This is a genomic window from Streptomyces sp. NPDC086554, assembly GCF_040686095.1.
Taxonomy (GTDB): Bacteria; Actinomycetota; Actinomycetes; order Streptomycetales; family Streptomycetaceae; genus Streptomyces.
Window position 1 is genome coordinate 84,444 of sequence record NZ_JBFBJK010000013.1, and the last position, 23,539, is coordinate 107,982.

Annotated in this window: 20 protein-coding genes; 12 read left to right on the forward strand and 8 right to left on the reverse strand. The window is 71.2% G+C overall.

The genetic code is table 11. From position 1 onward, the window contains the following. Positions 1-29: 29 nt before the first annotated feature. Positions 30-833, reverse strand: coding sequence for an SDR family oxidoreductase (locus AB0O76_RS22570; RefSeq protein ID WP_365494034.1), 804 nt, complete (start codon positions 831-833; stop codon positions 30-32). Positions 834-901: 68 nt separating this feature from the next. Between AB0O76_RS22570 and AB0O76_RS22575 the strand changes: the two genes are divergently transcribed. The 4 genes from AB0O76_RS22575 to AB0O76_RS22590 are packed head-to-tail and all read left to right on the forward strand — an operon-like array spanning position 902 to position 4,429. Then, positions 902-1,693 (forward strand): enoyl-CoA hydratase family protein, encoded by a 792-nt coding sequence (locus AB0O76_RS22575; RefSeq protein WP_365494037.1) that lies wholly within the window; start codon positions 902-904, stop codon positions 1,691-1,693. Next, a complete protein-coding gene (locus AB0O76_RS22580) occupies positions 1,690-2,553 on the forward strand; it encodes a CoA-transferase (RefSeq protein ID WP_365494040.1) in 864 nt (287 codons plus the stop codon). The genes AB0O76_RS22575 and AB0O76_RS22580 overlap by 4 nt, the downstream gene beginning before the upstream one ends. Continuing rightward, entirely contained in the window at positions 2,550-3,335 is a 786-nt protein-coding gene (locus AB0O76_RS22585) for a CoA-transferase (protein WP_365494043.1), read from the forward strand. The genes AB0O76_RS22580 and AB0O76_RS22585 overlap by 4 nt, the downstream gene beginning before the upstream one ends. A 17-nt stretch (positions 3,336-3,352) precedes the next feature. After that, positions 3,353-4,429, forward strand: a complete 1,077-nt coding sequence (locus AB0O76_RS22590) for a nitronate monooxygenase (RefSeq protein ID WP_365494438.1) — start codon at positions 3,353-3,355, stop codon at positions 4,427-4,429. A 73-nt stretch (positions 4,430-4,502) separates the two neighbouring features. On the opposite strand, the gene AB0O76_RS22595 is transcribed toward AB0O76_RS22590, so the two are convergent. The 4 genes from AB0O76_RS22595 to AB0O76_RS22610 all read right to left on the reverse strand — a co-directional run bounded on the left by AB0O76_RS22595 (position 4,503) and on the right by AB0O76_RS22610 (position 9,926). After that, positions 4,503-7,151, reverse strand: a complete 2,649-nt coding sequence (locus tag AB0O76_RS22595) for an AAA family ATPase (RefSeq protein WP_365494045.1) — start codon at positions 7,149-7,151, stop codon at positions 4,503-4,505. 129 nt (positions 7,152-7,280) lie between these two features. Next, the gene (locus AB0O76_RS22600; RefSeq protein WP_365494048.1) at positions 7,281-8,438 is read right to left on the reverse strand and encodes an acetyl-CoA C-acetyltransferase; all 1,158 of its coding nucleotides are present in this window, start codon (positions 8,436-8,438) and stop codon (positions 7,281-7,283) included. A gap of 57 nt (positions 8,439-8,495) precedes the next feature. After that, positions 8,496-9,128, reverse strand: a complete 633-nt coding sequence (locus tag AB0O76_RS22605) for a TetR/AcrR family transcriptional regulator (protein WP_365494051.1) — start codon at positions 9,126-9,128, stop codon at positions 8,496-8,498. 15 nt (positions 9,129-9,143) lie between these two features. After that, positions 9,144-9,926 (reverse strand): SDR family oxidoreductase, encoded by a 783-nt coding sequence (locus AB0O76_RS22610; protein ID WP_365494054.1) that lies wholly within the window; start codon positions 9,924-9,926, stop codon positions 9,144-9,146. A gap of 131 nt (positions 9,927-10,057) precedes the next feature. On the opposite strand from AB0O76_RS22610, the gene AB0O76_RS22615 reads away from it, so the two are divergent. From AB0O76_RS22615 to AB0O76_RS22640, 6 genes are all read left to right on the forward strand, one after another. After that, positions 10,058-11,233, forward strand: coding sequence for an acyl-CoA dehydrogenase family protein (locus AB0O76_RS22615; protein ID WP_365494056.1), 1,176 nt, complete (start codon positions 10,058-10,060; stop codon positions 11,231-11,233). Then, positions 11,233-12,219 (forward strand): acyl-CoA dehydrogenase family protein, encoded by a 987-nt coding sequence (locus AB0O76_RS22620; RefSeq protein WP_365494059.1) that lies wholly within the window; start codon positions 11,233-11,235, stop codon positions 12,217-12,219. The genes AB0O76_RS22615 and AB0O76_RS22620 overlap by 1 nt, the downstream gene beginning before the upstream one ends. A 116-nt stretch (positions 12,220-12,335) precedes the next feature. Beyond that, positions 12,336-13,505 carry an anhydro-N-acetylmuramic acid kinase gene (locus tag AB0O76_RS22625; protein WP_365494062.1) on the forward strand — a complete coding sequence of 390 codons (1,170 nt, stop codon included), beginning with the start codon at positions 12,336-12,338 and terminating at the stop codon, positions 13,503-13,505. A gap of 78 nt (positions 13,506-13,583) precedes the next feature. Next, a complete protein-coding gene (locus AB0O76_RS22630) occupies positions 13,584-14,432 on the forward strand; it encodes a 5'-methylthioadenosine/S-adenosylhomocysteine nucleosidase (RefSeq protein WP_365494065.1) in 849 nt (282 codons plus the stop codon). A 4-nt stretch (positions 14,433-14,436) separates the two neighbouring features. Further along, positions 14,437-16,542, forward strand: coding sequence for a tetratricopeptide repeat protein (locus tag AB0O76_RS22635; RefSeq protein ID WP_365494068.1), 2,106 nt, complete (start codon positions 14,437-14,439; stop codon positions 16,540-16,542). 56 nt (positions 16,543-16,598) lie between these two features. After that, positions 16,599-17,522, forward strand: a complete 924-nt coding sequence (locus AB0O76_RS22640; RefSeq protein WP_365494071.1) for a DUF2510 domain-containing protein — start codon at positions 16,599-16,601, stop codon at positions 17,520-17,522. 157 nt (positions 17,523-17,679) lie between these two features. Here AB0O76_RS22640 and AB0O76_RS22645 read toward each other — a convergent pair whose 3' ends face one another. Next, entirely contained in the window at positions 17,680-18,315 is a 636-nt protein-coding gene (locus AB0O76_RS22645; protein ID WP_365494074.1) for a TetR/AcrR family transcriptional regulator, read from the reverse strand. Positions 18,316-18,515: 200 nt separating this feature from the next. Here AB0O76_RS22645 and AB0O76_RS22650 point away from each other — a divergent pair, with 200 nt between their 5' ends. Further along, entirely contained in the window at positions 18,516-19,349 is an 834-nt protein-coding gene (locus AB0O76_RS22650; protein ID WP_365494077.1) for a phosphatase PAP2 family protein, read from the forward strand. Next, positions 19,346-20,254, forward strand: coding sequence for a DMT family transporter (locus tag AB0O76_RS22655; RefSeq protein ID WP_365494080.1), 909 nt, complete (start codon positions 19,346-19,348; stop codon positions 20,252-20,254). Before AB0O76_RS22650 ends, AB0O76_RS22655 begins: the two co-directional genes overlap by 4 nt. A 17-nt stretch (positions 20,255-20,271) precedes the next feature. Here the strand turns inward: AB0O76_RS22655 and AB0O76_RS22660 are convergent, their stop codons facing one another. Both AB0O76_RS22660 and AB0O76_RS22665 read right to left on the reverse strand, forming a co-directional pair. Further along, positions 20,272-21,231, reverse strand: a complete 960-nt coding sequence (locus tag AB0O76_RS22660; RefSeq protein WP_365494083.1) for a phospholipid scramblase-related protein — start codon at positions 21,229-21,231, stop codon at positions 20,272-20,274. Positions 21,232-21,329: 98 nt separating this feature from the next. Next, positions 21,330-23,387 carry a phosphocholine-specific phospholipase C gene (locus AB0O76_RS22665; protein ID WP_365494086.1) on the reverse strand — a complete coding sequence of 686 codons (2,058 nt, stop codon included), beginning with the start codon at positions 23,385-23,387 and terminating at the stop codon, positions 21,330-21,332. Positions 23,388-23,539: the final 152 nt, after the last annotated feature.

Sequence of the window (23,539 nt, forward strand, 5' to 3'; positions counted from 1 at the left end):
TTCCCTTGCCGGTGGCTACTTGCTGGTGGCTACTTGTTCGCGGACGCCGCGTCGAGGAACGCCGGGCGCTCACCGCCCCCGTGCAGATGCAGCGCCGCGCCGCTGATGTAGCGCGCGCCCTCGGAGGCGAGGAACACGCACGCGTCCCCGGCGTCCGACGGGTCGGCGAGCCGTCCCAGCGGGACCGTGCGGGCGACCTCCGCGATGCCTGCCTCGTCGCCGTAGTGCAGATGGGCGCTCTCGGTCCGGGCAAGGCCGAGGACGACGGTGTTCACCCGCACCGTGGGGGCCCATTCGACGGCCATCGTCCTGGCCAGGTTCTCCAGGCCCGCCTTGGCCGCGCCGTAGGCGCCCGTGCCGGGAGACGGCCGGGTGCCGCTCACGCTTCCGATCATGGTGATGCTGCCGCCCGCGGGACGCTGCGCGCGCATCACCTCGTACGCCGCGAGCGACGCGTACAACGGGGCCAGCAGGTTGAGTTCGACGATCTTGGCCTGGCGGGTCGGGGACGCGTCGGCGAGCAGCCCGAAGGGCGATCCTCCCGCGTTGTTCACCAGCACGTCCAACCGGCCGTGATCGGCGGCCACATCGGCGAAGAAGGTGCGCGCGGATTCCGGGTCGCGCAGATCGAGGGGGCGGAACTCGGCCGCCGCGCCGTCCACTTCGACCGGGCTCTCCGGCGGCCGGCGGGCGCAGACGACGACGTGCGCGCCGGCGGCGAGGAAGCTGCGCGCGATGCCGGCGCCGACGCCCCGGGTGCCGCCGGTGACGACGACCACCTGCCCCGCGCCCCGCTGCCCGGCCGGTCGCACGCCCTGTCGCGTGTCAGTCATCGCTGCTACCTTTCCAACTAACAAATGTTTGGTTGAAAGTGCCTGGTTGAAAGGTAGCGGATCCTCTGATGTCTGTCTCCACCTCGAGCCCGGACAAGGGCGTGGCTGTCGTCACCGTCGACTTCCCGCCCGTCAACGCCCTGCCTGTGCGCGGTTGGTACGACCTGGCGGCCGCGGTGCGCGCGGCAGGCCGGGATTCCGGGACACGCTGTGTCGTCCTCGCCGCGGAGGGCCGCGGCTTCAACGCGGGCGTGGACATCAAGGAGATGCAGCGCGACAGCGGGCACAGCGCCCTGATAGGCGCCAACCGCGGGTGCTACGAAGCGTTTTCCGCGGTGTACGAGTGCGAGGTGCCGGTCGTCGCCGCGGTGCACGGCTTCTGCCTGGGCGGCGGCATCGGACTCGTGGGCAACGCGGACGCGATCGTGGCGAGCGACGACGCCAGGTTCGGCCTGCCCGAGCTCGACCGGGGCGCGCTCGGCGCGGCAACCCACCTCGCCCGTCTGGTGCCGCAGCACCTGATGCGCGCCCTGTACTACACCTCGCGCACGGCGACCGCCGCCGAACTGCACGCGCACGGCTCCGTGTGGCGGGTCGTCGCGCGCGCGGAACTGCGCGACGCGGCCCTGGAGTTGGCGCGGGAGATCGCCCGTAAGGACGGGACGCTGCTGCGCTTCGCCAAGGCCGCGATCAACGGCATCGACCCGGTCGACGTGCACCGGAGCTACCGCTTCGAGCAGGGCTTCACCTTCGAGGCGAACTTGAGCGGCCTGGCCGACCGCGTCCGCGACGGCTTCGGGACGAAGGACGAGACGGAAGAGAAGACGGAAGAGAAGACCGCAGAGAAGGGCAGGGCATGACGGACAAGACCATGACGCCCGACGAGATCGTGGGGCGGCTGCGGAGCGGGATGACGCTCGGCATCGGCGGCTGGGGTTCGCGCCGCAAGCCGATGGCACTGGTGCGGGCGCTGCTGCGGTCCGAGGTCACGGACCTCACCGTCGTCGCGTACGGCGGCCCGGACATCGGCCTGCTCGCCGCGGCCGGGCGGATCCGCAAGCTGGTGACGGCGTTCACGACACTCGACTCGATCCCCCTGGAGCCGCATTTCCGGGCGGCACGCGAGCGTGGCGCCTTCGAACTCGTCGAGCTGGACGAGGCGATGTTCATGCAGGGCCTTACGGCGGGCGCCCAGCGGCTGCCGTTCCTGCCGATCCGCGCGGGCCTCGGCTCGGACGTGCTGCGGGTCAACCCCCAGCTGCGTAAGGTCACTTCGCCGTACGAGGACGGGGAGGATCTGGTGGCGGTGCCCGCCCTGCGGATGGACGCGGCGCTGGTGCACATGAACCGCGCGGACCGCCTGGGCAACGCCCAGTATCTGGGTCCCGATCCGTACTTCGACGACCTGTTCTGCGAGGCGGCCGACACCGCGTATGTGGCCTGCGAGCGGATCGTCGAGTCGGCCGCGCTCACCGAGCACGCGGCGCCGCAGACGATGCTGATCTCACGGCACGCGGTGACGGGGGTGACCGAGACGCCGAAGGGGGCGCACTTCACGTCGTGCGTGCCGGACTACGGCCGGGACGAGCCCTTCCAGAAGGCGTACGCCACCGCGGCGGGCGACCCTGACGCCTGGCGGGCGTTCCAGGACCGCTTCCTCTCCGGAACCGAGCAGGACTACCGGACGGCCGTCCAGACCTGGCACAAGGAGCAGCGATGACGCAGACAGAATCGGCGGCGCCCACCGCGGCCGCCGTCACCCGCGCCGAGTACTGCGTGATCGCCTGCGCCGAGGCCTGGCGGGACGCGGGCGAGGTCCTCGCATCCCCGATGGGCACGGTGCCGTCGATCGGGGCCCGTCTGGCGAAGCTGACGTTCTCGCCGGATCTGCTGCTCACGGACGGGGAGGCGCTCCTGATCGGCGACGTTCCCGCTGTGGGGGCGCCGTCGGCGGTGACGGAGGGCTGGCTGCCGTACCGCAAGCACCTGACGATGGTCATGGGCGGTCGGCGTCACGTGATGATGGGCGCGAGCCAGATCGACCGCTTCGGCAATCAGAACATCTCGTGCATCGGCGACTGGGAGCGACCGAAGCGCCAGCTGCTCGGCGTGCGCGGGGCCCCCGTCAACACCCTGAACAATCCGGTGAGTTACTGGATCCCGCGCCACTCGACGCGCGTCTTCGTCGAGAAGGTCGACATGATCAGCGGCGTGGGCCACGACAGCGCGGCGGCGGCAGGACCCTCCGCGACGCGCTTCCACGATCTGCGCCGAGTCGTGTCGGACCTGGGCGTCTTCGACTTCGCGACGGCGGACCACACGATGCGCCTTGCCTCGCTGCACCCGGGGGTGACACTCGATCAGGTCCGGGAGGCGACGGGCTTCGCCCTGTCCACTCCGGACGACGTCCCGTACACGCGCGAGCCGTCGGCGGAGGAACTGCGGCTGATCCGGGACGTGGTGGACCCGCGCGGCCTGCGGGACCGCGAGGTGCGCGCATGACGCCGGGACCGGCCACCATGGAGACGGCGCTGACCAGACTCGTCGGCGTCCGCCATCCGATCGTGCAGACCGGCATGGGGTGGGTGGCAGGCCCCCGCCTGGTCTCCGCGACGGCGAACGCGGGCGCCCTGGGCATCCTGGCCTCCGCCACGATGACCGTCGACGAGCTACGCTCCGCCGTCCGGGAGGTCAAGTCCCGTACGGACGAGCCCTTCGGGGTCAATCTGCGCGCCGACGCGGCCGACGCACGGGACCGCGTACGCATCATCGTCGAAGAGGGCGTACGGGTCGCGTCCTTCGCCCTGGCCCCCTCGAAGGAACTGATCGCCGAGCTGAAGGACGCCGGGGTGGTCGTCATCCCGTCCATCGGCGCGCGGCGGCACGCGGAGAAGGTCGCCGCGTGGGGCGCGGACGCGGTCGTCGTGCAGGGCGGCGAGGGCGGCGGACACACCGGGGAAGTCGCCTCCACGGTGCTGCTGCCGCAGGTCGTGGACGCGGTGGACATCCCGGTGATCGCCGCGGGTGGCTTCTACGACGGACGGGGGCTCATCGCCGCACTCGCGTACGGCGCGGCGGGCGTCGCGATGGGCACGCGCTTCCTGCTGACCTCGGACTCGACGGTCCCGGACGCGGTGAAGGCGCGCTACTTGGCGGCATCGGTCAAGGACGTCACGGTGACGACCCGGGTGGACGGCCTCCCCCATCGCATGCTGCGCACGGACCTGGTGGCCGCCCTCGAGAAGTCCGGCCGCCTGTCGTCCCTCACACGCGCGGTGCGCCACGCGGCGGCGTTCCGCAAGCTGTCCGGCATGAGCCGGCGTGACATGGCCAGGGACGGCCTGACGATGCGGCACGGCAAGGACCTGACGTGGAGCCAGATCCTGCTGGCGGCGAATACGCCGATGATGCTGAAGACAGCCATGGTGGACGGCCACCCGGAGGCGGGCGTCATGGCCTCCGGCCAGGTGGCAGGCCTCATCGAAGACCTGCCCTCGTGCGAGGAGTTGATCGCGCGCATATTGGAGGAGGCGGCGGAGGTGACGAGACACCTGGGACATCTCAGCCCGTCGAGGGGGTCCCTCCCTGCTCCTTGAGAGCTTGGGGGGGAGTTTGAGGACGGACTCGGCGGAGCCGGTGATCTACGGCCACCCGTAGCCGCCGGCCCGCTCACACCCCGGCCACCTCCAACGACGCCCGCGCCCGGGCGGCCAGGCCGTCCGCCCCGCACGCGTCGGCCAAGGCAAGACCCCGCGCCAACTCGCCGGCGGCCCCCGCCGCGATCCCGTACTCGACCCGAGCCACCGCGTGTTCGTACGCGCACGGCGAAGCCTCAAGGCAGGCGACCGCTCGCGCGTACAGGTCGACCGCACGCTGCCCGCTCTCCAGGGACGCCGCGCACCGCAGCGCCTCACCGATGGCCGTCTCCGTGCCGAACAGCTCCGCCTGGACCCGCGCGTCCGCGGCCAGTTCGGCGGCCCGCCGCGGATCCTCCGAGGCCAGCGCGCGGGCCAGATCGTGCGCCCAGGGCGCGACGATCGTGTTGTAGCGGCCGCGTGCGTTGGACGCCTTCGCGGCGACCTCCAGTTCGTTGACGCCTTCGGTCCGCTGTCCCATGGCGATCAGCAGACGGCCGCGTACGGAGTGGATGTCGGGCACGAAGATCGTGGACGGGTAGGGCGGCGCGATGCCGTAGCGTTCGGCGACTTCCTGTGCCTCGTCGACCTTGCCGCGCGCGAGCAGTGTGTCGATGAGCATGCACGCGGCGTCCCAGTGCATCGGGAGGCCGCTGCCCACGCGGTCGGCGAGACGCAGGCTGTCCCGCAGCGAGTCCTCCGCTTCTGTGAGGCGTCCGCGCCTGCGGTGCACCAGGCCGACCCAGGCCTTGGCAAGCGCCAGGTGGCCGCCGCTCCAGCCCGCCGTCTCATAGGCGCGGACCGCCTCCGCGAAGAGGCTCTCGGCGCGGTCGAGCCGGTCGGTGAAGATGTAGGCGCTGCCCAGCATCATCAGGAGCTCGAAGCCCCACTCGGTGTCGGTCCAGCCGAGGCCGGGCGCGAGCCGGCCGTTGACCAGGGCTCGGTCGCAGAGTTCGACGATCTCCTCAGCGTTCTCCCCACGGGTCATCGCGTCGAAGGCGCGCAGGATCAGCAGGGCGCGCTCGGAGTTGTCGCGTCCCGGCAGCGGTCCGGCGAGCGCGGCAAGGCGGCGTGAGCGGCCCGTCGCGTCCTCCTCGCCGGCGTGGATGCCCTCCCACATGTAGTGGACACCCTGCAGCCGCATCCGGTCCGGGCCCGGCTCGAGGCGCGCGGCCTCGGCGTCGACGACGCGCAGGGCCTCCTCCAACTGGTCGTTGTGCACCAGGGCTTGGGACAGGCGGCAGACCGCGTCCACTCTCAGCGTGCGGTCGAGCCCCGGTGTGTGGAGCGCCTCACTGAGATGGCGGATGGTGGTGGCGGGCGAGGTGAGGAGGGTGGCGCAGCCCAGTTCGTAGAGCACGCGCGCGTGGTTCTCGGGGAGCGGCGGTTCCCGCAGGGCCCGCTCCAGACAGCGGCGGGCCGCGTCCGGTGCGCCGACCGCGAGATGCTCGGCCGCGGCCTGGCGCAACTGCTCGACCAGCTCGGGGTCGTCGTCCGGGTGGACTTCGAGGAGGTGCCGGGACGCGGCCGCCGCGCCTCGCCCCGACAGCGTGACGGCCCAGGCGGCCTGGCCGTGCATCGCGGTGCGCGTCGCGGTCGGGATCGAGCGGTAGACGGCGCTGGCGATCAGCGGGTGGACGAACTCCATGCCCCGGTCGTCGCCGAGCAGGATGCGCGCGGTGCGCAGTCGCTCGGCGCACCGCTCGGCCGTCTCTCGCGTCATCCCGGCGAGCGAGGCGGCGAGGTCGAGGGGGATCGCCTCGCCGAGGATCGCTGCCGCCCACGCGAACCGTGTGACATCTGTGCCGAGTCCTTCGAGGCGGGCGACGAGGCCGCGGCCGCGCGCCGATCGGTTCAGGGCGCGCAGTTCGTCCGCGGAGCCCTCCACCGGCTCGAGCTCGCTGTCCTGCACCTTGGCCAGCAGTTCCACGGACTCGTACGGATTGCCGCCGGTGACCGCCCACACCTCGCGGCAGAACGGGGCGTCGGCGTGCTCGCCGAGCGTGGCGCGGGTGAGTCCGGCCGCGGCGTCCGGGGTGAGCGCCCGCAGGACGGTCGAGGGGCCGGACGCCGCGCCGACCGCCGCGAGGTGCCGCGCGCTGTCTCCCTTGGCCTCGTCCGGTCGGTGGGCGACCACGACGAGGACCGGCAGTTCGGCAAGGCGCTGGGCGAACGCGGCGAGCCAGTGCAGGGTCTCCTGGTCGGCCCAGTGCGCGTCGTCGATGATCAGGACGAGCGGCCAGTGCAGCCCCGCCAGGCGTGCGACCGCCTCGACCAGGCCGTCGCACACGCCCTGCGGGTCGGCCTGGACGCCGCCCGGCTCGGCTATGCCGAGCGCGGGTCCCGCGATCTCGTACCAGTCGCCGAGATACTCCCGGGCCTCGTCGGGCGTGAGGGAGACAAGGGCCGGCTGCAGCAGTTGTCGTACGACGTTGAAAGGGACGGAGGTGACGGTCTCGCCGCCGCGCGCGGACCAGACCGTGGCCCGTCCCTCGGCGATCCGGCGCACCTCGGTCAGCAGCGCCGTCTTGCCGATGCCCGCCTCGCCGCGGAAGACGAGCAGACCGCCGGCCGTCATCGAGTCGGAGCACAGCTCGTCCACGGCCCGTGCGGCCGCAGCGAGTTCCGCGTCGCGCTCCCACAGCGGGGCCCAGGTGGCTCCTCCGGGCCGTCCCTGCGTCATCGCGCTACCTCCTGAGGTCGCTCAATCGACGTACAGACCTCGAGACTAGCGGGGTAGAGGCTTCCGCGGTGCGGGGTCCGGGCAGCAACCGCCGCAAGGGGTGAGGGACGGGGCCGGGGCTGGACGCCGTCAGAGGCGTTCGATGATCGTCACGTTCGCCTGGCCGCCGCCTTCGCACATGGTCTGGAGGCCGAACCGGCCGCCGGTTCGCTCCAGTTCGTGCAGGAGTGTCGTCATCAGTTTGACGCCCGTCGCGCCGAGAGGGTGGCCGAGTGCTATCGCGCCGCCGTTGACATTGACCTTGTCCGGGTCGGCCCCGGTCTCCTTCAACCAGGCGAGGACGACCGGCGCGAACGCTTCGTTGATCTCGACGAGGTCGATGTCGTCGATGCTCATGCCGGTCTTCTTGAGCGCGTACGCCGTGGCGGGGATCGGCGCGGACAGCATGCGGATGGGGTCCTCGCCGCGCACGGAGAGGTGGTGGACGCGGGCCCGGGGCGTCAACCTGTGTTCCCGCACGGCCCGTTCACCGGCGATGAGCATCGCGGCGGCACCGTCCGAGACCTGCGAGGAGCAGGCGGCGGTGATGGTGCCGTCGTCCAGGACGGGCTTGAGGCCCGCCATCTTCTCCAGGGTCGTGTCGCGGCGCGGGCCCTCGTCGGTGGTCACGTCTCCATGGGCGGCGAGTTCGCGGTCGAAGCGGCCCTCGTCGATCGCGCGGATCGCCCGCTGGTGCGAGCGGAGCGCGAACTCCTCCATGTCGCGGCGGGATATGCCCCACTTCTCGGCGATCAGCTGGGCGCCGTGGAACTGGTTGACGGGCCGGTCGCCGTAGCGGGCGCGCCAGCCCTCGCTGCCCGCGTAGGGGCCTTCGGTGAGGCCGAGCGGCTCGGCGGCCTGCCGGGAGGCGAAGGCGATGGGGATCATCGACATGTTCTGGGTGCCGCCGGCGACGACGAGGTCCTGGGTGCCGGACAGGACGCCCTGCGCCGCGAAGTGCACGGCCTGCTGCGAGGAGCCGCACTGGCGGTCGATCGTCACGCCGGGCACCTCTTCGGGCAGTCCGGCCGCGAGCCAGCTGGTGCGGGCGATGTCGCCGGCCTGCGGGCCGACCGTGTCCAGGCAGCCGAAGACGACGTCCTCGACGGCGGCCGGGTCGATGCCCGTGCGCTCGACAAGTGCCTTCAGGACATGGGCTCCCAGGTCGGCGGGGTGGACGGCCGAGAGGCCTCCCTTGCGCCTGCCGACGGGGGTGCGGACCGCTTCGACGATGTAGGCCTCGGCCATGACTGCGTACTCCTCGTGCTCCTCGGTCGGTGCGGCCGCCGGGCGACGACGCGCGCTCTACGTGCTTACGGAGATGCCGTCCAGGACCATCGAGAGGTACTGGCGGGCGATCTCCTCGGGGCTGTGGCCTCCGCCGGGGCGGTACCAGGACGCGGCGACCCAGACGGTGTCGCGTACGAAGCGGTAGGCGAGCCGGATGTCCAGGTCGTCACGGAAGACGTGCTCCGCGACGCCCCGTTCCAGGGTCGTCAGCCATGCCTTCTCGAAGCGCTGCTGCGAGTCGGCCAGGTACTGGAAGCGCGCCTGCGCGACCAGGTGCTTGGACTCCTTCTGGTAGATGGCGACGGCGGAGCGGTGCCGGTCGATCTCGCGGAAGGACTCGGTGACGAGCGCCTCGAGGGTCTCGCGGGGGCCGAGCTGCGACTGGAGCACGGTGTCGTACCCGTCCCACAGCTCGGTGAGGAAGGTGGAGAGGATCTCTTCGAGCATCGACTCCTTGGAGTCGAAGTGGTAATAGAGGCTGCCGGCGAGCATGCCGGCGGCGTCCGCGATCTTGCGGACCGTGGTCGCGTTGTACCCCTGTTCGGCGAAGACGTCGGCTGCGATGGCGAGGAGCTCGCTACGACGCTCGGGCGAGGGGCTCACCGGGGCCTTCTTCTTTGTGGTGCTGCTCTGCTTCGGTTTCGACACACGGTCATTCTCCGCCTAAGCGTGCTGGTTGCTGACCGAGACCGTCTCCCCCGTCATGTACGAGGAGTACTCACTGGCCAGGAAGACGATGACGTTGGCTATCTCCCAGGGCTCGGCATAGCGCCCGAACGCCTCGCGCGCGGTGAGCTCTTCGAGCAGCTCGGGAGAGGTGACCTTCGCGAGGTGCGGGTGCATGGCAAGGCTGGGCGAGACCGCGTTGATCCGTATCCCGTGGGGTGCGGCCTCGACGGCCGCGCAGCGGGTGAGCGCCATGACGCCGGCCTTCGCCGCGGCGTAGTGCGCCTGGCCCGCCTGGGCGCGCCAGCCGAGCACCGACGCGTTGTTCACGATCACGCCGCCCCGGTCGGCGGCCCGCATGCGGCGCAGGGCGGCCCTGGTGGAGCGGAAGGTGCCGTTCAACGTCACGTCGATGACCTTGTCCCACTGCTCGTCGGTCATCTCGGTCAGCTCGGCGGTGCCCCCGAGCCCCGCGTTGTTCACGACGATGTCCAGACCGCCGTGGCGCTGCTCGGCCAGGTCGTAGAGGGCCTGCACCTGGGCCTCGTCCGTGACGTCGCAGGGCATGCCGTCGACGCGGTCGGCGCCGAACTCCCCGGCGAGCGCCGCCACCGCCTCCTTCGTGCGGCGCGGGTGGGCGTCGCCCAGGACGACGCGCGCGCCCTCCTCAAGGAAGCGGCGGGCGGTGGCGCCGCCGATGCCCGCTCCGGCCGCGGCGGTGATGACGGCCGTGCGGCCCGCGAGCAGACCGTGCCCCGGCACGTACTCGGGCGCGTCCATGCGCGGCCCCCTCTTCTTCACTCTCGACGACTCTCGACAGCTCTCGACGGCTGACTCCCTTCAAGGTAATCTACCAAACACTTGTTAGGGAAGAGTGCCGGGAAAGATCCGACCGAAGAGGTGGGCCACTGATGGACCTCGACTTCACTGCCGGAGAAGAGGATTTCAGGCAGCGGGCACGGGCCTGGCTCGGCGCGCATGTGCCTGCCGAGCCGTTGCCGTCGCTGGAGACGGAGGAGGGCTTCGCCGCGCACCGCGTCTGGGAGCACGAGCTCGCGGCCGACCGCTGGTCGGTGGTCTCCTGGCCCGCGGAGTACGGCGGGCAGGGCGTCGACATCGTCAAGTGGCTGATCTTCGAGGAGGAGTACTTCGCGGCGGGCGGCCCCGGCCGCGTCTCGCAGAACGGCATCAACCTCCTCGCGCCGACCCTCTTCGACTTCGGGACGCTTGAGCAGCGCGCCCGGATCCTGCCGCCGATGGCGAGCGGCGAGGTGATCTGGGCACAGGCCTGGTCGGAGCCCGACTCCGGCTCCGACCTCGCGTCGCTGCGCTCCACCGCCCGTCGCACGGACGGCGGTTGGCTGATCAGCGGGCAGAAGACCTGGTCGTCGCGGGCCGCGTTCGCCGACCGCGCGTTCGGCCTGTTCCGCAGTGATCCGTCCGGGAACGAAGAGGGCAAGCCGCACCGGGGCCTGACGTATCTGATGTTCCCGCTCGACGCGGACGGCGTGACCGTGCGCCCCATCGGCCGCCTGGACGGCAAGCCCGCGTTCGCCGAGCTCTTCCTCGACGACGTCTTCGTACCGGACGAGGATGTGATCGGGGAGCCGGGCCAGGGCTGGCGCATCGCCATGTCGACGACCGGCAACGAACGCGGTCTGACACTGCGCTCCCCCGGCCGCTTCGTCGCCGCGGCCGAGCGCCTGGTGCGCGAGTGGCGCGCGCACGGCGACCCGGCGGACACGGCACTGCGCGACCGGGTGGCCGACGCCGTGATCGGCGCCCGCGCCTACCGGCTCTTCACATGGGCCAACGCCTCGCGCTTCGCGGCGGGCGAGACGATCGGCGCCGAGTCGAGCCTGAACAAGGTCTTCTGGTCCGAGTACGACATCGCGCTGCACGAGACGGCGCTGGATCTCCTGGGCGCGGAGGGCGAGTTGACGGAGGGCGGCGAGCGGGCGGAGAGCCGCGAGTGGGCGGAGGGATATGTCTTCTCGCTCGCCGGGCCGATCTACGCGGGCACGAACGAGATCCAGCGCGACATCATCGCCGAGCGGCTGCTCGGCCTGCCGAAGGGACGCCGCTGATGAGGTTCCTCCTCGACGCCGAGCAGCGCGAGTTCGCGTGCTCGCTGGACGCGATGCTTACGGCCGCCGGCACACCGGCGGCCGCGCGGGCCTGGGCCGCCGGGGACCATGCTCCGGGGCGCGCCGTATGGGGGCGGCTCGCGGACGCGGGCGTGTTCGCGCTCGCCGTCCCCGAGGAGTACGAGGGGGTGGGCCCGCTCCCCGTGGAAGTGGCCGTGGCGTTCGTCGAGTTAGGCCGGCATGCCGTGCCGGGACCCGTGGTCGAGACGGTGGCGGCGGCCGCGCTCCTCGCCCGTCTTGCCGACCTCGGCGACGGGGAGCCCGCCAAGCGGCTGCTTCCGCCCCTGGCATCGGGAGACGCCATGGCGACGCTCACGCTCCCCGAGGGCGGTCCTTTCGCGCTGGACGCGGACGCGGCGACGGCGGCGCTGATCGTCTCCGGGGACGAACTCCGCCTCGCGTCGGGGCACGCGCGCGTGGGCCGCTCCTTGGACCCGGCACGCCGTCTCGGCCGCCTCCACCGCACCGGTGAACTCCTCGCCTCGGGCCCCTCGGTGACCTCCGCCGCCCGGCACGCGGCAGACTGGGCCTCGCTCGCCACGGCCGCACAGGCGCTCGGCGTGGGGCTCGCGCTCCTCGACAAGACCGTCGCGTACGTCAAGCAGCGCACCCAGTTCGGCACGCCGATCGGCGGCTTCCAGGCCGTCAAGCACCGCCTCGCGGACGTCCTGACAGGCCTCGAGTTCGCGCGCCCGCTGCTGTACGGGGCGGCGCTGTCCATGGACACCGCCGATGTGGCCGCCGCGAAGGTCACGGCGGGCGAAGCCGCGTACGCCGCTGCCCGCGCGGCGCTCCAACTGCACGGAGCGATCGGCTACACGGCGGAGTACGACCTCTCCCTGTGGCTGACCAAGGCCCGTGCACTGCGCACCGCGTGGGGCGATCCCGCCGCCTGCCGGGAACGGGTGCTGGCATCGGACGGGTGAGATCCGGCCGCCGACGTGGGCCCCGTCCGCCGAACTGGATCGTACGTACGAGTGCGCACACTGCGTCGCACTGCGATGATCAAACGCACGGGTGAGGAGAGCGAGAGGGGCAGCACGTGCGCGTAATCGGGCTGATGTCGGGGACTTCGTACGACGCCATCGACGCCGCTGCGGCCGACCTGACGATCGAAGGCGATCGTCTGGTGCTCACCCCGCTGGGGCTCATCACCCGCGGTTACGACGAAGGGCTGCGGGCGGCGCTCGCCGCCGCGCTGCCGCCCGCCGCGACCACGCTGGCCGAGGTCTGCCGCCTGGACACCCGCATCGGCCAGGCGTTCGCCGCCGCCGCGGCCGAGGCGGACCGCGAGCTGTGCGACGGACAGGCCGAGTTGGTCGCCTCGCACGGGCAGACGGTCTACCACTGGGTCGAGGACGGCCGGGTGCACGGCACGCTGCAGATCGGGCAGCCCGCGTGGATCGCCGAGGCGACCGGGCTCCCCGTGGTCGCCGACTTCCGCCCCCGCGACATCGCCGCGGGCGGCCAGGGCGCGCCCCTGGTCAGCCTCGTCGACCAGATGTGGCTGCGCGGCCGACCGGGCGCCCCAACTGCGCTGAACCTGGGCGGCATCGCCAACATCACCGCCCCGGACGGCACCGCGTACGACACAGGCCCCGCCAACGCCCTCATCGACGCGGCGGTGCGTGACCTCACGCGGGAACGGCTGGGCTGCGACCTCGACGGCGAGATGGCCGCACGTGGCACGGTCGACGAGAAGCTCCTCACGGAGCTGCTCGCCGAGCCCTACTACTCCCGGCCCGCCCCGAAGACCACCGGCAAGGAGCTCTTCCATCTGCCCTATCTGCGGGCGGCGCTCTCCGGGTACGAGGCGCTCACCCCCGAGGACGTCATCGCGACCCTCACCCTGCTGACCGCCCGCACGGTCGCCGACGCCGTGCGTTCGGTCCGCGCCTCCGAGGTCATCGCCTCCGGCGGCGGCACGCCCAATCCGACACTGATGGCGTTCCTGCGGGCAGAGTTGGGCGACGGCATCCCCGTGCGCACCTCGGACGAACTCGGCCTGCCGTCCGCGGCGAAGGAGGCGTACGCCTTCGCCGTGCTGGGCTTCCTGACCGCGCACGGCCTCGCGGGGACGGTTGCGGAGAGCACGGGGGCGCGGCACGCGAGCGTACTGGGGTCGATCACTCCGGGGCGGCGCGGCCTGTACCTTCCCGAAGCGGTTGAGGTGGGGCCGGTGCGACTGGTGGTGGACGGGGTAACTCGCTGAGCGGCAGGGGCACTTGCGGCCACGCGACGTCACCGCGTCCTGGGTCCCGGACGCCCTGAACGGCAGTACTTTAGGCACATGCCGCAGACACCACCCACCGTGGCCGTGCTCACCGCTCTCCCGCTGGAGTACGCCGCTGTGCGGAGCCATCTCCCCCAGGTCGAGAAGCTCGTCCACGCGCGTTACGGCACCCGTGCGGTGCGCGGGCCACTGCCCGGAAGCCCTTGGCACATCGCCCTGTTGGAGATCGGCGAGGGGACGCTGACCGCGGCCGCGCTCACCGAACGTGTGGCCACATGGCTGGAGCCGCGGGCGGTCATCTTCGCAGGCGTGGCGGGCGGCCTGAAGGACGACATCGGGATCGGGGATGTGGTCGTGGCGACGAAGGTGTACGGCATCCACGGCGGCAAGCAGACCCCGGAGGGTTTCCTCGTACGCCCTGAGGCATGGCGGGCGCCGCACGACCTTGATCAGACGGCGCGCGAAGCGCTGCGCGGCAAGGCGCACTTCAAACCGATCGCCGTGGGGGACGTGGTCCTCGCCGATGCGTCGTCGGCGATCGCCGAGCATCTGCGGACCCACTACAACGACGCCGTCGCCATCGAGATGGAAGGCAGCGGGGTCGCTCACGCGGCGCATCTCACCGGGGAGTTGGGGGCGCTGATCATCCGCGGGATCAGCGACAGGGCCAACCCTGACAAGGCCGCCGATGACGCCTCCGGAAGCCAGGGGCTCGCCGCCGGCAACGCGGCCGCGGCGGCCGTCGCGGTCGTCCGGGAGATGGTGGCCCCGGAGGTGGATGCTCCGGATCTCACGCCCGGAGAGGCGCCGCTCCCGAGGCAGTACGGCGGTGACCACATCGACTTCAGCCGCGGCACCTTTCACGGGCCCGTGACCGGGAAGACCGTGAACGGTCCGGGGGCGTGATCCGGTGACCACGGCGTATGGCGGGGACCATGCCGACTTCAGCGAAGGGACCTTCAACGACCGCGTCATCGGCAAGGTCGAGGGCGACCTGCACGAGCACCATCACCACGGGCCCGTACCGACGGCGACCGCCTCGCTTCCCGCGCCGCCTGCCGGATTCACCGGCCGTGAAGGGGACTTGGAACGGCTGCTGCCGGTTCTGGACCCCGGAGCCCGTTCCGAGCTGCCCGTCGTCATCTGCGCCGTCTCGGGGCTCGGCGGCATCGGCAAGACATCGCTGGCTCTGTATGCGGCGCAACTGGCGGACGCCAGGAGCTGGTTCCCGGGCGGCATGCTCTTCGTCGACCTTCGAGGGTACGACGACAATCCGGTCACCGCGGATCAGGCCGTACTGGCGCTCCTGGACGCCCTGGGCGTACGGGGCGCGCAGCTGCCCCAGACGACGACGGCTCAGTACGCGCTGTACCGGACACTCCTCGCCAGAGAACCGCGCCCCATGCTGCTCCTGCTGGACAACGCATCCGCCCCGGAGCAACTCACGCGTCTTCTGCCCGGAGTCGGCGCGGGCCACCATCGCGTACTCGTCACCTCGCGGGACCGGCTGACCGACCTTCCCGCACGGCTCATCGATCTGGACGCGCTCTCTCCGGGCGACGCCGCGGAGCTCGTCACCCTTGCTCTGCACCTGAGCGACGACCGGGACGATCGCGCCGCCCGGGAACCCGATGCGCTGCGGGACCTCGCCGAAACGTGCGGCCACCATCCCCTTGCTCTTCAGATGGCCTCCGCCATGCTGCGCAGACGCCGCCACCGCAGCATCCGGTCTCTTGTCGACGACATCCGGGACGCCGCCGATCCGACGGACGTACTCTCCTTGCGTCCGGTCTTCGACGTTTCCTATGCCCGACTGCCGGGCCCACAGGCTCGGTTGCTGCGGCTTCTCGCTCAGGCGCCGACGGCCGAGGTCGGGACCGACGCGGCCGCGGCGTTGGCCGATCTGTCCGATGGCGCGACTCTCCGTCTGCTGGAGGAGTTGGCCGGCACCCACTTCGTCACCGCTGTGCCAGGAACGGGCCCACTGCGGTGGCGATTGCACGACTTGGTGCGGGCCTACGGGGTGGGCCTGGGCGCCGAGGATCCAGGTTCTGTGGAGGAGACGCACGCCGCTCGCGGGCGGCTGCTGGCCTTCTACCGGCGGTGGGTGAGTGCCGCCGATGACCATCTGCGATGGCTGCTGGGCGAACCGGTTCCGGAATTGTTCGAGGGGCGTGCCGACGCATTGGCATGGCTGGACACGGAACGGGCCAATCTCGTTGCCGCCGCGCAGTGGGCCGCGTACGACGACCACGCGGCGACAGCCACCGCCGTCGCACTGAATCTGTGGAGCTACCTGGACTGGCGACGGTACTTCGACGACTTGATCACCGTGAGCAGGGCCGCTCAGCAGGCCTCTGAGCGCTCCGGCGACGCCGAGCAAGAAGCCTCCGCCTGGAACTGCCTGGGCCTCACCCTGTGGGAAGTCGAGCGAGTACCGGAAGCAGTCGACGCCTGCACTCGCTCCCGCGATCTCTACCGCTCGGTGGGCAACAGCAACGGTGAAGCCATGGCGTGGAACAGCCTCGGCACTGCGTTGGCACAAGGCGGCGTGCTGGACGAAGCCATCGATGCGTTGCATTGCGCCCGTGACCTGCACCATGCCGCGGGCGACCGCCAGGGCGAGGCCACGAGCTGGGGCAATCTCGCCAGCGCATTGCGGGACGCCGGGCGGACCGAAGAGGCCATCACGGCCGGCACCGGCGCCTTGAGGGCGCACCAGGAGACCGGAAGCCGCAACGGCGAACGTCTGGCCTGGCACACTCTCGGCACCGCCCTGTATGACGCGGGAAGGACGAGCGAGGCGGCAACGGCCTTCGAGAAAGCACTCGGCATCTGCCGGGCGTTGGAGGACTGGTACGGCGCGGGCCTGACGTTGTCCTCCCTCGCTCATACCCACACAGCCGCCGAGCTCCCGGCCCGAGCCCGCGACAGCTGGCTCCGGGCCGCCGAGGCCTTCGACCGCGGCGAAGCCCCCGGCGAGGCCGCCGAGGCCCGTCACAACGCCGGCCAATAGCCCACGGACAGCCCCCTCTCATCCCCCTCTAACCAAACCCTCATACCCTGACGCCCATGACCCAGGTAACCCCTCCCGGCTGGTACCCCGACCCCGGACAGTCAGCTGACGGTCCCCGCACCGAGCGTTGGTGGGACGGAAACGTATGGACGGACCAGGTACGCGCGGTGGGAGCCGCCTACCCGGCCTACCCGGGGCAGACCGGCCCCCGCCGGGGCGTCCGCACGGCGATAGCCATAGGCATCGCCGTCGTCGTCCTCGCGGGCATCGGCGGCGGCGTGTACTTCCTCACCTCCGACGACGGCGGCGGCGGGGACAGTGACAGCGCCGCCAAGTCGCCCTCGTCCGCCGCCCCTTCGGAGCCCGGCGCGCCCCAGGAGCCGCAGGACCCGGAGTCGTCGGAGCCCCCGGGCGGGCCGTCCCCAGCGCCGCCCACTGAGGAGGAGGGGTACGCCACCGACGTCATGAGCGGCATCAGTCTTCCGGTGCCCGACTCCTGGACCGGCGTGTCCGGGGGCGGCGGTGCCTCGGTGACGACGGGGCCCTATCCCTGCCCCAGGGAGACCTCCAAGACCTGCACCCGGGGCGGCGCGTACTCGGGGCCCGCCGAACGGTTCAAGGTCGAGGCCAAGACGGCGGAGGCGGCCGCCAAGGCCGACATCGCGGTGAACGCCAGGGAGTCGTACGGCGGCAAGACGTACGGAAAGGTCACCTCGCACAAGGAGTTGGCCTCGAAGGCCGTCACCGTCGCGGGCCAGAAGGGCTATCTCGTCCGCTGGAAGGCGGTCACGGAGAAGAGCGACGACGGGTACGTCCAGTCGCTCGCGTTCCCCTCGCCCACCGACAAATCCACGCTCGTCATCGTGCGCTTCGGCATCGACGTCAACGACAAGTCCCCGAAGCTGTCCGTCATGGACGAAATCACCGAGGGGATCAAGGCCGCGTCCGGCGGCGGAGGCGGCAGCGGCCAGGAAGTGTGACGCGCGGGGCGCCGCCCCGGCGGAGTCTTGGCCGGGGCGGGCCGGAACCACGCATGGTTCCGGCCCGCCCCGGCGAGGGCCACGCCACCCCCGTCCCCACGGTGCGGCGCGGCGCAGGCAGATCGGGGCCCGTCATCCATCGGGCCCCGGTCCACGATCAGTCGGGGTCGGTCAGACCCAGGGCGGGGAGCAGGCACGCCTCCACGAAGCGGGCCAGATACTCCTCGTCCGCGTACTTGCCCTCCAGGACCGGGCGGGCCCGGACCACGCCCATGAGCTGGGCCGTGATGAACCGCGTCGCCGGGTGGTCCGCGGCGATCTCGCCCCGTGCCACTCCGCGGGCGACCAGCTCGTCCAGGGCCTGTGTCTCGGGCTCGACCAGCGCTTCCCGCAGCGCGTCGCGCAGGTCCTCGTCCTGCAGGACCGCGTGGCTGAGCGCCTGCACCAGCATCGAGTCGCGGCTTGACCACTCCCCCGCGGCCCGCGCCGCCTCACGCAGATCACCGGCGAGCGTGCCGGTGTCGATGCCCGCGAAACGGACACAGCGGTTGGCGCGCAGCGCGGCGGCCACGAACTGGGGCTTGGTCTTCCACTGGCGGTAGAGCGTGGACTTGCTGCAGCGGGTGCTTGCGGCCACGCCCTCCATGGTCACGGCGTCGTAGCCGCACTCACGGAGCTGGTCGAGGACGGCGTCGTAGAACTCCTGCTCACGCTCGGGCGTGATCTTGGAGCGGCGCGGCGAGCCCCCGGGGTCCGCTGTCGCTGCGTCTGCTGCCTGGTCCCGCGACGTCATGACTCTTCTCCTCGATGCGGCGTCTTCACCGGCCTGCGGCTTCGTCGACCCTATCGATACGCCAGTGTACCGGTACGCCGTCGTATCGGTACACTCGCGTATCGGTACACTGGCGTATCGGTACACTGGCGTATCGATGAGTGGGGCGATCCCTCACTCACTACCCGCACCACCCAGTCATCACGTAAAGGGGCCGGGGGATGGAATCCCGAACCGAGCCTGCCGAAAGGGAACCGGACATAGCCGTCCGGGAGTCAGACATAGCCGTCGGAAAACCAGACACATCTGCCCGACCGCCCCTCGTCCGCGAGCTCCTCCTCGTCGTAGGACTCTTTCTCGTCTACAAATTCGGCAGGCAGCTGGCCAACGGCCACACCGGTGAGGCCTTCCGCAACGCCCATCACGTATGGGACGCCGAGCGCACCCTGCACCTGCCCGGCGAGGGCGCCGTCCAGGACGTGCTGCTCGGCAGCGACACCCTGGTGCACATCGCGAACACCTATTACGCGACAGTGCACTTCCCGGCCACCGCGCTGTTCCTGGTCTGGCTCTATCTGCGGCGGCCCCGGCACTACATATGGAGCCGGCGGGTGCTCGCCGCGCTGACCGCGGCCGCGCTCGTGCTGCACCTCACCTTCCCGCTCGCGCCGCCCCGGATGCTGGCCGCGACGGGGCTCGTGGACACCGGGCAGGTGTACGGGCCGACGGTGTACGGCGCGGCCCCGCAGACGGACTCGATGGCCAACCAGTTCGCGGCGATGCCGTCCCTGCACTTCGGATGGGCGCTGATGCTCGCCGTCGGTCTTGTCGCCGCGACGTCATCGAGGTGGCGGTGGCTGTGGCTGCTGCATCCGCTGATCACCCTGCTCGTGGTCGTCGGGACCGCCAATCACTACTGGCTCGACGCCATCGCGGCGACCGCGCTCCTCGGCATCGCACTCGCCGTGATCAAGCTGCCGGGTCCCGGCCGCTCGCTGGTCGTACGACGGCACGCACCCGCGCGTGAACCGGCCGCTTCGGGGGTCGGGCGGTGAACGCCACGCTCATCGCCGTCGCGCTCTCGCTCATCTCCGCCGCCGCGTACGCCACCGCCGCCGTGGCCCAGGAGCGCCTCGCATCCCGCATCGCGGACACCGGCAACGGCGGCCTGCGGCTGCTCGCCAGCGGCCCCTGGTGGTCGTCGGTCGGCCTCAACGCCTCCGCGGCACTCCTGCACGTGGCGGCCCTGAAGTACGGGCCGCTCACCCTGGTCCAGCCGCTCGGCGCGCTCACCCTGGTCGCGGCCGTGCCGCTGGGCGCGCGGCTCGCGGGCCGGCGGGTCACCCGCCTGGAGTGGCGCGGCACCGGGCTCACGCTCATCGGGCTCGGCGCACTGCTCCTGACCGCGTCCGGGCCCGCCCCCGACGACACCCTGAAGCTGCCGGAGGCGCTGGCCGTCGCGGGGGTGACGATGGCGGTCATCGGCGTGCTCTCCCGTCCGGGTACGCGACCGGGGCTGCGGCACGCGACTGCTTCCGGGTTCGCGTCGGGCGTTGCTTCGGCGCTCACCCAGACCGTGACGGTCGCCGCGACGGACCGCTCGGGGCCGCTGCTCGGCCCGCAGGTGATCGTCGTGGCGCTGCTCGTCGCCGCGTTCGCCGTGAGCGGCCTCTTCCTCTCCCAGACCGCCTACCGCGGAGGCCTGGGCGCACCGCTCGCGGTGGTCACCCTGGCCAATCCACTGGCCGCCGCGGCGATCGGCCTGACGCTGCTCGGCGAACGCCTGCAGGGCGGCGTGGCCGGTCTGTTCCTCGCGGCGGGGGGCGCGGCGCTCGCGGCGTACGGAGTGGTCGTACTCACACGCTCACCGCAGGCGGCCGAGGCCACCCCGCAAACGCGTGCGGAGGACTTCCTCCCGTCCATTCCGGCCCAGGCGGAGACCTCCGCGGTGAAGCTCTAGCGTCCCCTCAGGGGTGCTTACCCAAAGCCGCGCGAGTCCTGCTTCAGGGCGGTGTCAACAGTGAGGGCCGTCGCCACGACGAGGCTCAGGAGCGGCTCGGGCAGCTGGTAGTGGATCTGCAGGACGTAGTTGTCCGCAGTCGTGAACATCGTCTTGGCGAGGCCTTCCCAGGTCTTGGTGATCCGGGCGACCTCGTTGTCGGCGTGGTCGACGATCGAGAAGTTCCAGGCGCGCCAGTTCTCGGCCTTGATCGCGCCGGCCTGCTGGCCGTTGACCATGATCGCGAAGTTGATCTTCCCGATCATGTTCTGCTGGACGATCTCGCCGATCGGCTGGCCGTCCGGGCGCTCGACGATGACGCGCGACTTCATGAACTTGCGGGGGCGCGTCAGCTGGAGCACCGGCTGGCCGTAGGCATCGCGGATCTCGAGCTTGTGCGTCATGAACTGGTCGATGCTGGAGACGAAGCGCGCGACCTTCTTCAGCGTGCTCTGGCCGACCTGGACGACCGAGCCGAGCGCGTTGCCCGACTGGTCCATCACGCTGTACTCGTTCGTCAGCTCGATGAGCTTGGCCTTCTGGTTCACCACGAGGACCGGCTCGGTGAAGAGCGTGCCGCCACCCTGCGCACTGGGCGCGACGCCCGCCTGCTGCTGGACCTGACGCTGCACCTTGGCCGGGTCGGCCTGCGGGGCCGCCTGCTGGGGGTGACCGTACTGGCCCTGCTGGGGCGCCTGCTGCTGGCCGAACTGCCCTTGCGGCTGGCCGTATTGCGCCTGCGCCTGCTGCTGGGCCGGTTGCGGCTGCGCCGGCTGAGCCTGCTGCGGGACCTGCTGGCCCTGCGGCTGCCCGCCGCCGGCCTGCTGGTCCGGGCTGGTGTGCTGGGTCCACTGGGAACCGTCCCACCAGCGCAGCAGCTGGGGCGCGCCCTGGGGGTCGGGATACCAGCCTGCAGGAGTGTTCGAATGCGTTGTCACCCCGGCACAGTACCCCCATGGGCGGGGCGGTCCGCCAGCCCTTCGCGGGCGCTGTGACGTCGGACTCACCGCCCCGCCGCACGGGGACCGGATTTACGTCAGGCCGAGACGATCGCGGGGTCGCTGACGCCTGCCTCGCCGTTCTCCACATGTCCCGCGAGGCGCCGCAGGAACGTGCCGTCCGTGTCGGACTTCACCGTGACGTCGTACCAGCGCTTGCTCGCCCGCAGATCGACGGTGTGCTCGACGGTGCCGCCCGCCTTCACCTTGAACGTCTCGGCCGCGCCGCCGTAGGCGTTGGTGAGGGTGAGGTTGACGTCGGCGCCGCCCGCGTTCTTCAGGGTCAGCTTGAGGTTGCCGCTCGCCTTGTCGTGACGGGCGGTCACCTCCGGGCCCGCCGTCTTGCCGGGGCCCTGGAAGACCCGCAGGAAACCGTTCGGGCCGAACACCGACAGGTCGTACGCACCCTTCGAGTACGCGGTGTTCCAGGTGTCGGAGATCTTCTTGCCTGCCTCCGTCGTGTACGTCCAGGGGCCGTCCGTGCGGTTCTGCGACCGGACGTGGAAGCACGCGCCCGCCGCGTCGCCCCCGCTGAACGTCAGCGTGAACTTGCCGTCGGCGGGTGCGCCCGCGCCGTCCACCAGCGGGGCGTACGGCAGCGGGCGCGCGGGCCGGGAGCCGGACTCCTGCTTGGGCAGCTCACCCTTCGCGGGCGCCTTGGGCACGTAGTCGGGGTGGCGCTCGTGGTCCGGCGGCTCGTAGGCGCCGGTGTCGGGCAGCTTCGCCGGGTCGGTGTCCTTGACGGCGAAGTCGAAGGCGGAGGTGAGGTCGCCGCAGATCGCACGCCGCCACGGCGAGATGTTGGGCTCCTTGACGCCGAACCGCTTCTCCATGAACTGGAGGATCGAGGTGTGGTCGAACACCTCGGAGTTCACGAAGCCGCCGGTGCTCCACGGAGAGGCGACGATCATCGGCACGCGCTGGCCCAGGCCGTAGTGTCCGGCGGCGTACTGCGCGTTGCCCGGGAAGTAGTCGAGAGTCGTGTCCACGGTGGACAGGCCCTGGTCGGCGGACGACGGGACGTACGGCGGGACGATGTGATCGAAGTAGCCGTCGTTCTCGTCGTACGTGATGAACAGCGCCGTCTTGGCCCACACCTCGGGGTTGGAGGTGAGCGCGTCCAGGACCTGCGCGATGTACCAGGCACCGTAGTTCGTGGGGAAGTTGGGGTGCTCGGTGAAGGCCTCGGGCGCCGCGATCCACGAGATCTTCGGGAGCCTGTCGGCCAACACGTCGGCCGTGAGCACGTCGAAGTAGCCGTCGCCCGCCTTGACGTTCGTGCCGGTGCGGGCCTTGTCGTAGAGCGGGTCGCCGGGCTTGGCGTTGCGGTACTTGTTGAAGTAGAGGAGCGAGTTGTCGCCGTAGTTGCCGCGGTAGGCGTCGTCGATCCAGCCCCACTTGCCGGCCGCGTCCAGACCGTCGCCGATGTCCTGGTAGACCTTCCAGGAGACCCCGGCCTGCTCGAGGCGCTCGGCGTACGTCGTCCAGTCGTAGCCCAGTTCCTGGTTGCCGAGGACCGGGCCGCCGCCCTTGCCGTCGTTGCCGACGTGGCCGGAGAGCATGTAGTAGCGGTTGGGGTCGGTGGCCCCGATGAACGAACAGTGGTAGTCGTCACAGACGGTGAAGGCGTCGGCGAGCGCGTAGTGGAACGGGATGTCCTCGCGGGTCAGATACGCCATCGAGCGCTCGGACTTGGCGGCGATCCAGTTGTCGTACTTGCCGTTGCTGAAGGCACTGTGGCCGCCGGCCCAGTCGTGGTCGAGTCCGGCGATGAACTGCATGCCGAGGTTCTCGGCGTCCGGGTGGAAGGGCAGTGTCTCCTTGCCGCCGCCGGACTGGTTCCACACCGGTTTGCCGCTGGGCAGCGTCACCGGGCGCGGGTCGCCGAAGCCGCGTACGCCCTTCATGGTGCCGAAGTAGTGGTCGAAGGACCGGTTCTCCTGCATCAGCACGACGATGTGCTCGACGTCCTCGATGGAGCCGGAGCGGCGCTGGGCGGGCAGCGCGGCGGCGCGGGCGATGCTCTGCGAGAGCGTCGCGAAGGCCGCTGTGCCGCCGGCGAATTGCATGAAGCGGCGGCGATTGATTTCAGGCATGGGTGTGTTCGACCTCGTGTGGTGTGGGGGACGCGGGCGGGTGAAGTGTGTCAAGGGGAGCAAGCGCGGGGGAAGGGCCTGTGACCTGGATGTGAAGAGAAGTCCAACCTCTGGTGCGCGGGACACGAATGCCGCCTCGCGGCCGGTGATCG

Bases quoted from the DNA above. Each gene is read 5' to 3' on its own strand.
- AB0O76_RS22570 (WP_365494034.1), bottom strand. From the start codon at position 833: ATGACTGACACGCGACAGGGCGTGCGACCGGCCGGGCAGCGGGGCGCG.
- AB0O76_RS22575 (WP_365494037.1), top strand. From the start codon at position 902: ATGTCTGTCTCCACCTCGAGCCCGGACAAGGGCGTGGCTGTCGTCACC.
- AB0O76_RS22580 (WP_365494040.1), top strand. From the start codon at position 1,690: ATGACGGACAAGACCATGACGCCCGACGAGATCGTGGGGCGGCTGCGG.
- AB0O76_RS22585 (WP_365494043.1), top strand. From the start codon at position 2,550: ATGACGCAGACAGAATCGGCGGCGCCCACCGCGGCCGCCGTCACCCGC.
- AB0O76_RS22590 (WP_365494438.1), top strand. From the start codon at position 3,353: ATGGAGACGGCGCTGACCAGACTCGTCGGCGTCCGCCATCCGATCGTG.
- AB0O76_RS22595 (WP_365494045.1), bottom strand. From the start codon at position 7,151: ATGACGCAGGGACGGCCCGGAGGAGCCACCTGGGCCCCGCTGTGGGAG.
- AB0O76_RS22600 (WP_365494048.1), bottom strand. From the start codon at position 8,438: ATGGCCGAGGCCTACATCGTCGAAGCGGTCCGCACCCCCGTCGGCAGG.
- AB0O76_RS22610 (WP_365494054.1), bottom strand. From the start codon at position 9,926: ATGGACGCGCCCGAGTACGTGCCGGGGCACGGTCTGCTCGCGGGCCGC.
- AB0O76_RS22615 (WP_365494056.1), top strand. From the start codon at position 10,058: ATGGACCTCGACTTCACTGCCGGAGAAGAGGATTTCAGGCAGCGGGCA.
- AB0O76_RS22620 (WP_365494059.1), top strand. From the start codon at position 11,233: ATGAGGTTCCTCCTCGACGCCGAGCAGCGCGAGTTCGCGTGCTCGCTG.
- AB0O76_RS22630 (WP_365494065.1), top strand. From the start codon at position 13,584: ATGCCGCAGACACCACCCACCGTGGCCGTGCTCACCGCTCTCCCGCTG.
- AB0O76_RS22640 (WP_365494071.1), top strand. From the start codon at position 16,599: ATGACCCAGGTAACCCCTCCCGGCTGGTACCCCGACCCCGGACAGTCA.
- AB0O76_RS22645 (WP_365494074.1), bottom strand. From the start codon at position 18,315: ATGACGTCGCGGGACCAGGCAGCAGACGCAGCGACAGCGGACCCCGGG.
- AB0O76_RS22650 (WP_365494077.1), top strand. From the start codon at position 18,516: ATGGAATCCCGAACCGAGCCTGCCGAAAGGGAACCGGACATAGCCGTC.
- AB0O76_RS22665 (WP_365494086.1), bottom strand. From the start codon at position 23,387: ATGCCTGAAATCAATCGCCGCCGCTTCATGCAATTCGCCGGCGGCACA.